The organism is Pseudomonas sp. UBA3153, assembly GCF_002364635.1.
GTDB classification, from domain to species: Bacteria; Pseudomonadota; Gammaproteobacteria; order Pseudomonadales; family Pseudomonadaceae; genus Pseudomonas_O; species Pseudomonas_O kuykendallii.
The window spans coordinates 47,733-60,315 of the sequence record NZ_DEYR01000046.1 but is presented as its reverse complement, the minus strand read 5'-3'; the positions used below and the strand labels follow the sequence as shown (position 1 = coordinate 60,315).

Here is a 12,583-nt window from a genome sequence, read left to right as displayed (position 1 = left end):
GCCGATCATGCGGCTGGATCTGCGCTCACATAACCCGTCAAAGCGGCTGGAGTTGCTCGTGGAGTCGTCCGTTTTGCGTCAGTTCTATGAATTCGTCGCCTAGCCTGTCACTTTCTTCCATAGCCTTTCGCCAGTAGCGCTCTCTACCCAGGTCGTCGCCCAGGAAGCGGGTGAAGTCCTTGCGGTCCGGCAGCTTGCCGTGGGGAAGACGACCTAGATAATCCTTCGAAGGGGAAACCAGCAGGACGTTTTGAAGGCGTTCGCTGCAGCCCTTTCGCCAGGGAAGCGCTTTGTCGAACCAGCCAGGAATGACCTTATCGGTGAAGTGCGGGTAAAGCACTACACCTTCTCCCGTATAGGGAAGGTCGAGGTGGTAGTCGAGCAGGCCACCGTCTCGATAGGTCCCGGGGCCCAGGCCGGGAATATCTTTCACTCCTTCCATGACCATGGGAATCGAGCCCGATGCCAGTAGTGCCTGGCGCAGGTTGCCGGTGTCCAGCGGCAGGTAGCGTGAGGGAAAGTCGCTGAGCGCGGCTAGCGGAGGTGGCAGGCGACTGTCGTGCAGAATGACGCGCTCGAAATGGCGGGCGAGGCGAGGGCGGCCCAGCAGATTGCTGCCGGCCACCGTCGAGAGACCAAGGCCGAGGCGGCCTCGGTGATCGGCGGACAGCAGCCCGTTGCTTTTCACCACCACGATGTTCAGCCGATTCAGCGGTGAATTCAGGATGTCTGCATCCTGGCCGGCGAGCAGTTCATCCAGCATGCGGATACAGGCGCGGCTGACTTCGGCCATGCTCACGCCCTTGGCGAAGCGCTGCGATGTGTAAAGCTCGCCCAGTCGACGAATTCCGTCGACCGGGTCGGACAGGCAGGCACTGGCGAAGCGCCAGGAACCGATCGATGCGCCAATCAGCGACCGTTCCCGCGGCGCGCCAGGTAGCCACTCCCCGAACAGTGCGAGGTCCAATCCCTGGATACCCAGTGCCTTGGGGCCGCCGGCCGCTCCGGGTAAGATGCCGACGTCCTCGGCGTGCAAACCCCGCTCGCGTATGCGTGTCAGGGCTCGCGCTCCGGCGCGGAGGGAAAGCGCAGGGAATTTGATATGGATGGCGGTCATGCTGGGCTCCGGTTCTAGCGCACGATTATAAGGATTCGTACGGCTCACCCAAGAAACCTTCATGGGCCGAATGATGGGCATCTCCTCGTCGGATGCTTCGTAACTACGGTTCAGTTTGAGTTAAGCGGCGTTGGATAGTCTGTGCTTGTCCAAACAAAACACAGGAATCCAAAAGATGAATGCCAAGATCACTGCCCTTTTTGCCGCTGCCGCCTTCGCCTCCCTTACCAGCCTGGCGCAGGCCAAGGACCTCGGCCCGGATGAAGCGCTGAAACTGCGTGACGCCGGCACGGTCCAGAATTTCGAGAAGCTGAACCAGGCCGCGTTGGCCAAACACCCAGGTTCGGTGATCGAGGAAACCGAATTGGAAGAAGAATATGGGCGCTATCTGTACAAGGTAGAGCTGCGCGACAAGCAGGGTATCCAGTGGGACCTCGAGCTTGACGCCACCAATGGCCAAGTACTGAAGGATCACCAGGACGATTGATGAAGCGATTTACCCCTTTCGGCTCGGTGCTGTTCGCCTCTTTTGTTCTGGCCCTGGTCGTGCCTGCTTCCGCACGTGACCTGGACCAGGACGAGGCTCTGCGCTTGCGTGAGAAAGGCATCATTCAGCCGCTGGAAACGCTGCTGCAAAACGCCCTGGGACGCCATCCCGGGGCGCGTTTGCTGGAGGCTGAGCTTGAGGAAGAGGACGACGTGCTCGTCTATGAGATCGAGCTGCTCACCAGCGAAGGCGTGGTGCGCGAGATCGAGCTCGATGCGTCGACGGGCAGGATTCTGAAGGACGAGGAAGACGACTGATGCGCCTGTTGCTAGTGGAGGACAGCGTACCGCTGGCCGATGAACTGATTGCCGATCTCAGCGCCAAGGGCTACGCCGTGGATTGGCTGGCGGACGGTCGCGACGCGCTCTATCAAGGGGCGAGCGAGCCCTATGACCTGATCATCCTCGACCTGGGGTTGCCCGGTAAGCCCGGCCGCGAACTGCTCGCCGAGTGGCGCGCAGGGGGACTGAGCGTACCCGTGCTGATCCTCACCGCGCGTGGTTCCTGGGCCGAACGCATCGATGGGCTCAAGGCCGGCGCCGACGACTATGTCACCAAACCCTTCCACCCCGAGGAACTGCAACTGCGTATCCAGGCGCTGTTGCGGCGTTCTCACGGGCTGGCCAATCAGCCGCACCTGGAGGCATCGGGGCTGCAGCTGAACGAATCCGAGCAGACGGTGAGCCTGGAGAATCGCGTCACCGAGCTGACCGCGGGCGAATTCCGCCTGTTGCGATACTTCATGCTGCATCCTGGGCAAATTCTTTCGAAAACCCGCCTGGCCGAGCACCTCTATGACGGCGAGACCGAGCGCGACTCGAATGTGCTCGAGGTCCACGTGAACCGCCTGCGCGGCAAGCTTGGCCGCGAGGTGATCGAGACCCGTCGCGGACAGGGCTATCGCTTCGCCGGTATCCAGGCTTGAGGTCGATTCAGCGGCGTCTTGGACTCGGGCTCGGCGGTGCGCTTCTGGTGGTGGGGCTGCTTCTTGCGCAGACGAGCCTCTGGCTTTTCGAGTCGGGCCTGCGTCGTTACCTGGAAGACAACCTGCGGGACGACAGCGAGGCGCTGCTCGCGGCGCTGGTACGCGGCCAGAATGGCCCGCAACTGGACGAGTCGCGGGTAAGCCCGGCCTTCCAGCAGCCGCTTTCGGGTCATTATTTCCATATCAATGTGGACGGCAAGACCTGGCGCTCGCGATCGCTGTGGGACAGCACGCTCCCGTTGCCGGAAAAACCGGGCCTGATGGAGGCGCTGGCGAACGGTCCGCAGGCGCAGCAGTTGCTGGTCTATCGCGCCGACTACCAGCGGCTCGGGCGCTCGCTGTCGATAACGGTGGCACAGGACTACACGCCGATTCTCGACAGTTTCCGACGCGTCCGTATCGTCGGGCTGGCACTCGGCGCGGGGACCTTGTTGCTGATCCTGCTGCTGCACCGGCTTACCGTTCGACGCGCGCTGCGGCCGCTCGAGCGCGCCCGAGTACAGATCGCGCAGCTTCAGGATGGCCGCCGCGGCACCCTCGATTCCGACGTCCCCGACGAGCTGGAGCCTCTGGTCAGGCAGATCAACCACTTGCTCGAGCACACCGAACAGACCCTGCAACGCTCGCGCAATGCCCTCGGCAACCTCGGTCACGCGCTGAAAACGCCGCTGGCGGTACTGGTCAGTTTGCTTGCGCGAAGCGAGTTCGATGCCCATCCGGCGTTGCGTCAGACCTTGCGCGAGCAGCTGGAGCAGATCGAGCAGCGCCTGTCTCGTGAGCTGGGCCGCGCGCGGCTGGCCGGCGAGGTCCTGCCGGGCGCGCAATTCGTCTGCGCCCGGGAGCTGCCCGCGCTTTTCGCGACCCTGCAGATGATTCACGGTCAGGCTTGCGAGCTGAGCTGGGAGGCCGAGTCCCAGCTGAGCATTCAGCGTGATCGCGAGGACGTGCTGGAGTTGCTGGGCAATTTGCTGGACAACGCCTGCAAATGGGCCGATTCGAAGGTGCGCCTGCAGGTGCTCGAAGCGCGCGGCGGGATCGTCCTGCTGATCGATGACGACGGCCCCGGAATCGAGACGAGCCGCCGTGACGACGCGTTGGGGCGAGGGGTTCGACTCGACGAGCAGGTCAGCGGCCATGGCCTTGGCCTGAGCATCGTCCGCGATATCGTGGAGGCGTGGCGGGGCTATATCGATCTGCTCGATAGCCCGCTGGGCGGGTTGCGCGTGAGTATCCGGCTACCTGCGTCGGCCGGCGGGGCTGACCCTTCCTGAGCCAGAATGCAATCCGCCCGGCACGCGATGCGGACCGGGCGGATTCGACATCCGGGTTACGGCAGGGTCAGGAGAGGAAGCCACCGTCGACGTTAAGGGCCACGCCGGTGGTGTAGCTGGACGCATCGCTGGCGAGGTAGAGCACGGTGCCGGCCATTTCGCTCGGGTCGGCGACGCGCTTGAGCGGGATGCGTTGCAGCGCCATCTTCAGGATGCTGTCGTTCTTGGTCAGCGCGGAGGCGAACTTGGTATCGGTAAGGCCCGGCAGCAGGGCGTTGCAGCGGATACCGAACTGCGCGCATTCCTTGGCGAATACCTTGGTCATGCTGATCACCGCCGCTTTGGTCACCGAGTAGATGCCCTGGAACTCGCCCGGCGAAACGCCGTTGATCGAGGCGACGTTGATGATGCTGCCTCCGCCGTTTTCCTTCATCAGCTTGCCGCCTTCGATGGACATGAAGTAATAGCCGCGGATGTTCACGTCGACGGTCTTCTGGAAGGCAGAGAGGTCGGTGTCCAGCACGTTGCAGAACTGCGGGTTGGTGGCGGCGTTGTTGACCAGGATGTCCAGGCGCCCGAACTGCTCGCGAATCTGCGCGAACACGCTCTGGATCTGTTCCATTTCGCCGATGTGGCAGGCGATGGCGGTGGCCTTGCCCCCTTCGGCGGTGATCGCGTCGGCCACGGCTTGGCAGCCATCGATCTTGCGGCTCGACACGATGACATGGGCGCCTTGCTGGGCGAGCAGTTTGGCGATCGCTTCGCCGATACCGCGGCTGGCGCCGGAGACGAAGGCGATTTTGCCGTCGAGGTCGAACAGGTGCGTCTTGGACATGGGGTTCCCCTTGTTATTGGTCGTTAGAGCCGAGACTTGCCGATGACTTGCAGGCTCATGTGCTCGAGCAGTTTGTTCATCTGGACGAACTGGGCGAAGCGCTTGTCCTGCGTCTGCCCGTGGTAGAAGCGGTAGTAGATCTGCTGGACGATGCCGGCCAGCCGGAACAGGCCGTAGGTGTAGTAAAAGTCGAAGCTGGGTATGTCGATGCCGGCCCGTTCGGCGTAATAGTCGACGAACTCCTGGCGCGTCAGCATGCCAGGTGCGTTGCTCGGCTGGCGGCGCATCAGCTGGACCGGCGCCGGGTCGCCGGCCTCGATCCAGTAGGCGAGGGTGTTGCCCAGGTCCATCAGCGGATCGCCGATGGTGGTCAGCTCCCAGTCGAGAACGCCGATGATGCGCATCGGATCATTCGGGTCGAGGATCACGTTGTCGAAGCGGTAGTCGTTGTGGACGATGCCGGGCTTGGGATGATCGGCCGGCATCTTGTCCTTCAGCCAGGCCTTCACCGGCTCCCAGCTCGGCGCGTCAGGCGTCAGGGCTTTCTCGTAGCGATCGCTCCAGCCGCCGATCTGGCGCTGCACGTAACCTTCCGGCTTGCCGAGGTCGCCCAGGCCGCAGGCCTGGTAATCGACGTTGTGCAGGTCGACCAGCTTGTCGATGAAGCTCTTGCACAGCGCGCGGGTGCGGGTTTCGTCGAGGTTCAGTTCGGCCGGCAGGTCGGCGCGCAGGATGATTCCCCTGACCCGTTCCATCACGTAGAACTCGGCGCCGATGATCGACTCGTCGAGGCAGTGCACGTAGGCTTTCGGGCAGTAGGGGAAATCGTCGCGCAGCTGGTTGAGGATGCGGAACTCGCGCCCCATGTCATGCGCGGACTTCGCCTTGTGCCCGAACGGCGGTCGGCGCAGCACGAACTCCTGGTCCGGGTACTCCAGCAGATAGGTAAGGTTGGAGGCGCCGCCGGGGAACTGGCTGATGCGCGGCGTACCATGCAGGCTGGGGATTTGCGTCTTGAGGTAGGCGTCGACGGCGGCGGGGTCGAGTTCCTCGCCATCGCGGATGCCGGTGGATTGATCAGTCAGCGTCATGTTTATCCCTTCTACTTATGATCGGCGCCTTTGATTATTGGACAATCTAATGCGCTTGCCGAAGCCTTCACAAGGCATGCGGGCCGTTATAGACCAGCGTGTTGCCGGCCGATCAGATTGCCTGATCGCCGTCCGGGCAATAAAAAACCGGAGTGAATGACTCCGGTTTTTTCGCTGCCTGGGTCGATCAGACCGGGAACAGTTCGCTCAGCTTCATGGCCAGCATCATGTCGCCTTCGGCACGAAGTTTACCGCCCATGAAGGCCTGCATACCGTCGGTTTCGCCGCTGGTGATGCCTTGCAGAGTCTCGGTGTCCATGATCAGGGTGACGTTCGGTGCGTCGGCGTCGCCCTTCTGCACGTCGCAGGTGCCATCCTTGACGACCAGGTAGTGGTTTTCGCCATCTTCGATGTTGAACTGAAAGACCAGATCCAGGCCGGCAGCCGCGCCAGCGTTGAACTTGGATTTCATGGTTTGGATGATGTCTGCGGAATTGCTCATGGTTTCGTTCCTTTGTTATGGATGATGACGGCCACGCAGGGCCGATTGGCCGGCGCTCAGCGGTAGGTGATGAGCTCCGGCGCCTTCAACAGTTCCAGATGCGCATGACTGTTGAAGGAAGCCAGCGACACTTCGTTGCCCCGAAACCGCAAGTGGCTGAGCGAAGTGTTGACGATCTGCCAGTTGAGTTCGAAGGCCTTGACCGCCGGAACCCCGATGATCAGTTGCAGCAGGGCGCTGATGGTGCCGCCCGAGGTGAATATCGCGATGCGATCCTTCGGCCCGGCGCTGCTCAGCAGCCGCTCGAGCCCGCCGCGGACCTGGTCGAGGAAGGACTGCCAGCTTTGCAGACCTTCGCGCTCGTGTTCGCCGGAAATCCAGCGGCCGATGATCAGCGAGAACAGGCGCTGGAATTCGGCGCGGTGCTCGGCGGCGTTGCGCATGACGTGCAGTGCGTCGGGCTCTTCGGCGAGGATGTCCGGCAGGTGCGCGCGGATCACCTCGTCGGCCTTGAACTCATTGAAGGCCGCGTCGGTTTCCAGTTCGGGAGTCGATAGCCCGGCATCGCGCATGCGGGCGACCGCGGTCGCACCGGTATGCTGCTGGCGGCGCAGGTCGCCGCTCAGGCAGCGGTCGAAGGTGATGCCGACACGCGCCAGGTGGTCGCCCAGCAGTTCGGCCTGACGCACGCCGGTGGCGGACAGTACGTCGTAGTCGTCGGCACCGAACGAAGCCTGGCCATGTCGAATCAGATAGATGCTGCCCACGTCCGCTTTCATCCCGGTACGCTGAAGTTCCGCGAGAGTAGGGGGATCGGCGGCGCACTGTCAACGAAAAAACATACGCTTGTTTGAATGCCGGCGACGAGCAGTCCAGTTGGCTTGCCGGTGGCTACCCACGGGCCGCCGCCGGTATGCTTGGGGAAGAACAGGTCGCCGGCACTGGCCGGCGCTTAGCAATGAAGGAGTCGATGTGGAGTTTCTGGCGGATTACGCAAGCTTTCTGGCCAAGACGCTGACGGTGGCGCTGGCGATCCTGGTGGTGCTGCTCGCCCTTGCCGTGTTGCGCGGCAGAGGGCGCAATCGGAGCAGCGGTCAGCTCAACGTGCATAAGCTGAATGATTTCTACAAGGGCCTGCGCGACCGGCTGGAGCAGTCGGTGATCGACAAGGACCGCCTTAAGAGCCAGCGCAAAGCGGAAGCCAAGGCGGAGAAACTGGCGAAGAAGGCCGCCGAGCCGAAGCCGCGCGTCTATGTGCTGGATTTCGACGGCGATATCAAGGCCTCCGCGGTGGAGAACCTGCGCCATGAGGTGACGGCGCTGCTGACCCTGGCGACGCCCAAGGACGAGGTGGTGCTGCGCCTGGAGAGCGGCGGCGGCATGGTGCACAGCTACGGGCTGGCGTCTTCGCAACTGGCGCGAATCCGCCAGGCCGGCGTTCCGTTGACCGTGTGCGTCGACAAGGTCGCGGCCAGCGGCGGCTACATGATGGCCTGCATCGGCGAGAAGATAATCTCCGCGCCCTTCGCCATCCTCGGTTCGATCGGCGTGGTGGCGCAGTTGCCGAACGTCCATCGACTGCTGAAGAAACACGATGTCGACTTCGAGGTGCTTACCGCGGGCGAGTTCAAGCGCACGCTGACGGTGTTCGGCGAGAACACCGAGAAGGGCCGGGAGAAATTCCAGGAAGACCTGGAGACCACCCATGAGCTGTTCAAGAACTTCGTCGCTCGCTACCGCCCGCAACTGGCAATCGACGAGATCGCCACGGGCGAGGTCTGGCTCGGCATGGCTGCGCTGGGCAAGCAGCTGGTCGACGAGTTGAAGACCAGCGACGAGTACCTGGCCGAGCGCGCCAAGGACGCCGACCTGTTTCATCTGCACTACGCGGAAAAGAAGAGTCTTCAGGAGCGCTTTGGCATGGCAGCCAGCGTCGCCGTCGATCGCGTGCTGCTGAACTGGTGGAGCCGGCTCAACCAACAACGATTCTGGTAGGAGGATGAGATGAGCACATTCAAGGCGTTACAGGCCAGCGAAGGCCAGGACGGTACATTCGTGCAGAGGGTGGTGGAGCGCGACGTCGCCGACCTGCCTGCCGGCGATGTGCTGGTCCGGGTCCGCTATTCGTCGCTTAATTTCAAGGACGCGCTGTCCGCCAGCGGCAATCGCGGTGTGACCAAGCAGTTTCCCCACACGCCGGGTATCGACGCCGCAGGCACTGTGGTCGAGTCCGCCGTGGGTGAATTCGCCGTTGGCGACGAGGTGATCGTCACCGGCTACGACCTGGGCATGAACACGGCCGGTGGCTTCGGTCAGTACATCCGCGTGCCGGCGCCCTGGCTGATCAAGCGCCCGCAGGGGCTGAGCCTGCGAGAGGCGATGGTGCTGGGCACCGCCGGGCTGACGGCGGCACTCTGTGTGGACAAGCTCGAGCGCGCTGGCCTCGATCCCCAGGCCGGTCCGGTGCTGGTTACCGGTGCCAGCGGTGGCGTCGGCAGCGTTGCGGTGGCGCTGCTCTCCAGCCTCGGCTACACGGTGGCGGCGGCTACCGGCAAAGCGGAGCAGGCGGACTACCTGCGCAATCTCGGCGCAACCCAGATCGTCACCCGCGAGGCGCTGCAGGACGGCCTGGAGAAACCCATGCTCAAGGAACAGTGGGCGGGCGCGGTGGATACCGTCGGCGGCGACATCCTGTTCAATGTGGTCAAGTCGCTGCGCTACGGTGGCAGCGTCGCCTGTTGCGGGCTGACGGCGGGCGTGGCGTTCAAGGGCAACGTCATGCCGTTCATCCTACGCGGCGTGAACCTGCTGGGCGTCGACTCGGTCGAGCTGCCGCTTGTGGTCAAGGCGTCCATGTGGGACAAGCTCTCGCTGCAATGGAAGTTGGCGAATCTGGACGAGTTGAGCGGTGAAATCAGCCTCGACGCCCTGCCCGAAGCGATCGCGGCGATTCTCGCGGGCAAGCAGGTCGGCCGCCTGCTGGTGAATCTCGGCTGAGCCGTCGATTCATTGGCCGGCATCAAGGTCGCCGGCCCGTTGAACTGGCACAGTGCTGCCCTCACTTAGCTGCCTGGGGGCATCATGAAAGAATTCCGCATTGCGCTGATCGGCGCGGGTGAAACCGGTACGCCGCTACTCGAACAACTCCTCGCCGCACCGTTCGTGAAGATGCTTGGCGTGGCCGACCTGGATGAGCGGAGCCCCGGTATGAACCTGGCGCGCCAGCATGGCGTGCATGTCACCACCGATTTCACCGAGCTGGCCGCGATTGGCGAGGAGCTGGATATCCTCATCGACGTTACCGGAAAGCCGGAAGTCCGCGAACTGCTGCGCAAGCAGATGATCGACAGCGGCAATCGCCACACCCTGATCATGCACGAGCTGATCAGTCTGCTGATGCTTTCGCTTTCGGCGGGCAGGCTGGTGGAGAGCAAGCACGTGGCGCTGGACTACCACGCCTGACCCTTGCGCCCGCACAAGAAAAAGCCCCGCTCTGCGGGGCTTTTTCATTCATGCACGGCGGCGTCGGAACAGAGGTAGCGGCTGGTCGGCGGATGCCTGGTAGACCTCGGAGAAATCATCCAGCCCCTTGAGGGCATCGAAGGGGTCCTTGTCCTCGCGCACGGCGAAGGCGTCGAAACCGCAACGCTTGAGGGCGAACATCTGGTCGCGCAGCACATCCCCGATGGCGCGCACTTCGCCCTTGTAGCCGTAGCGGGTGCGCAGCATATAGGCGGTAGAGGAGTGCCGGCCATCGGTAAAGGCCGGGAAGTTCAACGCGATCACCTGGAAGTGCTCCAGTTGGTCGGCGATTTCCTCGATCTCCTCACCGGCTTCCAGCCATACACCCAGCCCGCCGTCGCGCGCCTTGAGCGCGTGGGCGTGCTCGCGCCACAGCGCGAGCGGAACGATCAGGTCGTCGCAGTTGGGCATGCCGTCGAGCGTCGCGTCCTTGCCGAGCAGATGCCACGTCTCGTTGACGACCTGGCCGTCCTTAATGATTCGCTGCATATACGCGCTCCTTGAAGGGGTCGATCCCCACGCGGCGGAAGGTGTCGAGGAAGGTCTCGTCTTCGCTGCGTTTTTCCACATAGACGTTGATCAGCTTGTCGATCACGTCGGCCATCTCGTTCTGGGCGAACGAGGGGCCGAGGATCTGCGCCAGGCTGGCATCGCGACCCGAACTGCCGCCGAGGGACACCTGGTAGAACTCCTGGCCCTTCTTGTCGACGCCGAGAATGCCGATGTGGCCGACGTGGTGGTGGCCACAGGCGTTCATGCAGCCCGAGATGTTCAGGTCGATGTTACCCAGGTCGAAGAGGTAGTCGAGGTCGTCGAAGCGGCGCTGGATGGCTTCGGCGATGGGAATCGACTTGGCGTTGGCCAGCGAGCAGAAATCGCCACCCGGGCAGCAGATGATATCGGTCAGCAGGCCCACGTTCGGGGTGGCGAAACCGTGCTCGCGCAGTTCGCCCCACAGGGTGAACAGCTGACGCTGCTCGACGTCGGCGAGGATGATGTTCTGGTTATGGCTGTTGCGCACTTCGCCGAAGCTGTACCGATCGGCGAGGTCGGCGATGGCATCGAACTGCTTGTCGGTCACGTCGCCGGGCGCCACGCCGGTGGGCTTGAGCGACAGGGTCACCGCGCAGTAGCCGGGCTTCTTGTGCGGGAAGACGTTACGCGAGCGCCAGCGGGCGAAGCCGGGATGCTCGGCGTCCAGTTGCGCGAGCGCCGCATCCTGGTCTTTGAGTGCCTGATAGGCCGGGTCGACGAAGCAGCTGGCGACGCGTTGCAGCTCGGCCTCGGTCAGGGTCGTCGGGCCGTCCTTCAGGTGCTCCCATTCAGCGTTCACGCGCTCGGCGAACACCTCGGGGGTCAGTGCCTTGACCAGAATCTTGATCCGCGCCTTGTACTTGTTATCGCGACGGCCATAGCGGTTGTACACGCGCAGGATGGCGTCGAGATAGCTGAGCAGGTGCTTCCACGGCAGGAACTCGTTGATGAAGCTGCCTATCACCGGGGTACGGCCGAGGCCACCGCCGACGGAAACGCGGAAGCCCAGTTCGCCCTCGGCGTTCTTCACCGCTTCCAGGCCGATGTCGTGCACTTCGATGGCGGCGCGATCGCTAGTGGAGCCGTTCACCGCGATCTTGAACTTGCGCGGCAGGTGCGAGAACTCGGGGTGGAAGGTGGACCACTGGCGAATGATCTCGCACCACGGGCGCGGATCGACCAGTTCGTCCTTGGCCACGCCAGCGAACTGATCGGTGGTGGTGTTGCGGATGCAGTTGCCGCTGGTCTGAATCGCGTGCATCTGCACGGTCGCCAGCTCGGCGAGGATATCCGGGATGTCTTCCAGCTCCGGCCAGTTGAACTGCACGTTCTGCCGGGTACTGATGTGGGCGTAGCCCTTGTCGTAGTCGCGAGCGATCTTCGCCAGCATGCGAACCTGGCGAGAGGAGAGCAGACCATAGGGCACGGCGACGCGCAGCATGGGCGCGAAACGCTGAATGTAGAGGCCGTTCTGCAGGCGCAGTGGGCGGAACTCTTCACCGGACAGTTCACCGGCAAGGTAGCGGCGGGTCTGATCGCGGAACTGCTTTACGCGGTCCTCGACGATTTTTTGATCGTACTCGTCGTATACGTACATATAAGGTGGGTCCTGTTTTCAGGCTGTTCTACAGCTGCTAGCGCGCACGGTCGCGCTCTCCAGAACGGAGCCGCGGAAAGATACCAGCAAGCAGATATGCGCAAAAGTGCTGTTTAGGCATATCGAAAGAACGGCTAATGCTAAGCACTGCGTGTTGCATCACCTTGAGAGGCGCTGTCACATCGACTTAACTACTGCTGTGCCGTCCACAACAGTAAGGAGAACGGAATGAGCGAGCCGTCCGAACACCCTGAAAGCCGCGACAGCATCGTCGATGCCTGGGCGATCTTCATCCTGATCGTCATCGCGGTGAGCACTGCAGTCTTCTGGGTAAGCCATCAGTAGCGATGCCTGCTATACGCCAGCGATGCTGAGTACCAGTTTGACCACGCCGAGTACCAGAACCACGAAGAGCAGCGTGAAGAGCACGCCCAGTGCGATGAAATGCACCGGTTTGCCTCGGCTGAAATCGCGCGCGCGGTTTTTCCCGCTCTGCACGCCGAGTGCCGCAGCCAGCACGCTGCCGAGCATTTCGCGAAACGTCAGGGGTTTGTCGTCCGGTTCGTCTGTCATGTCTTGTTC

The 12,583-nt window shown here is 62.8% G+C and carries 15 protein-coding genes; 7 read left to right on the top strand and 8 right to left on the bottom strand.

The genetic code is table 11. From position 1 onward, the window contains the following. Positions 1-37: 37 nt before the first annotated feature. Positions 38-1,117 (bottom strand): patatin-like phospholipase family protein, encoded by a 1,080-nt coding sequence (locus B2X67_RS12155; protein ID WP_286785637.1) that lies wholly within the window; start codon positions 1,115-1,117, stop codon positions 38-40. 175 nt (positions 1,118-1,292) lie between these two features. Between B2X67_RS12155 and B2X67_RS12150 the strand changes: the two genes are divergently transcribed. From B2X67_RS12150 to B2X67_RS12135, 4 genes are read left to right on the top strand one after another with little or no spacing between them, the layout of a single operon-like run. After that, complete coding sequence (locus B2X67_RS12150; protein WP_090230426.1) at positions 1,293-1,604, top strand: PepSY domain-containing protein; 312 nt, start codon at positions 1,293-1,295, stop codon at positions 1,602-1,604. Continuing rightward, positions 1,604-1,921, top strand: a complete 318-nt coding sequence (locus tag B2X67_RS12145; RefSeq protein ID WP_286785636.1) for a PepSY domain-containing protein — start codon at positions 1,604-1,606, stop codon at positions 1,919-1,921. Before B2X67_RS12150 ends, B2X67_RS12145 begins: the two co-directional genes overlap by 1 nt. Further along, positions 1,921-2,589 (top strand): response regulator transcription factor, encoded by a 669-nt coding sequence (locus B2X67_RS12140; protein WP_286785635.1) that lies wholly within the window; start codon positions 1,921-1,923, stop codon positions 2,587-2,589. The genes B2X67_RS12145 and B2X67_RS12140 overlap by 1 nt, the downstream gene beginning before the upstream one ends. Then, positions 2,586-3,920 (top strand): ATP-binding protein, encoded by a 1,335-nt coding sequence (locus B2X67_RS12135; RefSeq protein WP_286785634.1) that lies wholly within the window; start codon positions 2,586-2,588, stop codon positions 3,918-3,920. Before B2X67_RS12140 ends, B2X67_RS12135 begins: the two co-directional genes overlap by 4 nt. Positions 3,921-3,987: 67 nt before the next feature. Here the strand turns inward: B2X67_RS12135 and B2X67_RS12130 are convergent, their stop codons facing one another. From B2X67_RS12130 to B2X67_RS12115, 4 genes are all read right to left on the bottom strand, one after another. Next, entirely contained in the window at positions 3,988-4,755 is a 768-nt protein-coding gene (locus B2X67_RS12130) for an SDR family oxidoreductase (protein WP_090230437.1), read from the bottom strand. Positions 4,756-4,778: 23 nt separating this feature from the next. After that, positions 4,779-5,846, bottom strand: coding sequence for a phosphotransferase family protein (locus B2X67_RS12125; RefSeq protein WP_286785633.1), 1,068 nt, complete (start codon positions 5,844-5,846; stop codon positions 4,779-4,781). Positions 5,847-6,033: 187 nt separating this feature from the next. Then, positions 6,034-6,348, bottom strand: coding sequence for an SCP2 sterol-binding domain-containing protein (locus B2X67_RS12120; RefSeq protein WP_090230441.1), 315 nt, complete (start codon positions 6,346-6,348; stop codon positions 6,034-6,036). A 56-nt stretch (positions 6,349-6,404) separates the two neighbouring features. Next, on the bottom strand, positions 6,405-7,115 hold the full coding sequence (locus tag B2X67_RS12115) for a histidine phosphatase family protein (protein WP_286785632.1): 711 nt from the start codon (positions 7,113-7,115) through the stop codon (positions 6,405-6,407). Between the two features lie 205 nt (positions 7,116-7,320). On the opposite strand from B2X67_RS12115, the gene sohB reads away from it, so the two are divergent. The 3 genes from sohB to B2X67_RS12100 all read left to right on the top strand — a co-directional run bounded on the left by sohB (position 7,321) and on the right by B2X67_RS12100 (position 9,810). Beyond that, positions 7,321-8,343: a protease SohB gene (gene sohB / locus B2X67_RS12110; RefSeq protein ID WP_286785631.1), complete on the top strand. Its 1,023-nt coding sequence runs from the start codon at positions 7,321-7,323 to the stop codon at positions 8,341-8,343. A 9-nt stretch (positions 8,344-8,352) separates the two neighbouring features. Continuing rightward, on the top strand, positions 8,353-9,345 hold the full coding sequence (locus B2X67_RS12105) for a YhdH/YhfP family quinone oxidoreductase (RefSeq protein WP_286785630.1): 993 nt from the start codon (positions 8,353-8,355) through the stop codon (positions 9,343-9,345). 84 nt (positions 9,346-9,429) lie between these two features. Beyond that, entirely contained in the window at positions 9,430-9,810 is a 381-nt protein-coding gene (locus B2X67_RS12100) for a hypothetical protein (protein ID WP_286785629.1), read from the top strand. 48 nt (positions 9,811-9,858) lie between these two features. On the opposite strand, the gene B2X67_RS12095 is transcribed toward B2X67_RS12100, so the two are convergent. The 3 genes from B2X67_RS12095 to B2X67_RS12085 form a co-directional block, all read right to left on the bottom strand. Then, positions 9,859-10,359, bottom strand: a complete 501-nt coding sequence (locus B2X67_RS12095) for a DUF934 domain-containing protein (protein WP_286785628.1) — start codon at positions 10,357-10,359, stop codon at positions 9,859-9,861. Beyond that, positions 10,343-12,001, bottom strand: a complete 1,659-nt coding sequence (locus tag B2X67_RS12090; RefSeq protein ID WP_286785627.1) for a nitrite/sulfite reductase — start codon at positions 11,999-12,001, stop codon at positions 10,343-10,345. Before B2X67_RS12090 ends, B2X67_RS12095 begins: the two co-directional genes overlap by 17 nt. Before the next feature lie 354 nt (positions 12,002-12,355). Next, entirely contained in the window at positions 12,356-12,574 is a 219-nt protein-coding gene (locus B2X67_RS12085) for a DUF2970 domain-containing protein (protein WP_090230458.1), read from the bottom strand. Positions 12,575-12,583 lie beyond the last annotated feature (9 nt).

Bases quoted from the DNA above. Each gene is read 5' to 3' on its own strand.
- B2X67_RS12155 (WP_286785637.1), bottom strand. From the start codon at position 1,117: ATGACCGCCATCCATATCAAATTCCCTGCGCTTTCCCTCCGCGCCGGA.
- B2X67_RS12090 (WP_286785627.1), bottom strand. From the start codon at position 12,001: ATGTACGTATACGACGAGTACGATCAAAAAATCGTCGAGGACCGCGTA.
- B2X67_RS12120 (WP_090230441.1), bottom strand. From the start codon at position 6,348: ATGAGCAATTCCGCAGACATCATCCAAACCATGAAATCCAAGTTCAAC.
- B2X67_RS12140 (WP_286785635.1), top strand. From the start codon at position 1,921: ATGCGCCTGTTGCTAGTGGAGGACAGCGTACCGCTGGCCGATGAACTG.
- B2X67_RS12100 (WP_286785629.1), top strand. From the start codon at position 9,430: ATGAAAGAATTCCGCATTGCGCTGATCGGCGCGGGTGAAACCGGTACG.
- B2X67_RS12145 (WP_286785636.1), top strand. From the start codon at position 1,604: ATGAAGCGATTTACCCCTTTCGGCTCGGTGCTGTTCGCCTCTTTTGTT.
- B2X67_RS12085 (WP_090230458.1), bottom strand. From the start codon at position 12,574: ATGACAGACGAACCGGACGACAAACCCCTGACGTTTCGCGAAATGCTC.
- B2X67_RS12125 (WP_286785633.1), bottom strand. From the start codon at position 5,846: ATGACGCTGACTGATCAATCCACCGGCATCCGCGATGGCGAGGAACTC.
- B2X67_RS12095 (WP_286785628.1), bottom strand. From the start codon at position 10,359: ATGCAGCGAATCATTAAGGACGGCCAGGTCGTCAACGAGACGTGGCAT.
- B2X67_RS12105 (WP_286785630.1), top strand. From the start codon at position 8,353: ATGAGCACATTCAAGGCGTTACAGGCCAGCGAAGGCCAGGACGGTACA.
- B2X67_RS12150 (WP_090230426.1), top strand. From the start codon at position 1,293: ATGAATGCCAAGATCACTGCCCTTTTTGCCGCTGCCGCCTTCGCCTCC.
- B2X67_RS12130 (WP_090230437.1), bottom strand. From the start codon at position 4,755: ATGTCCAAGACGCACCTGTTCGACCTCGACGGCAAAATCGCCTTCGTC.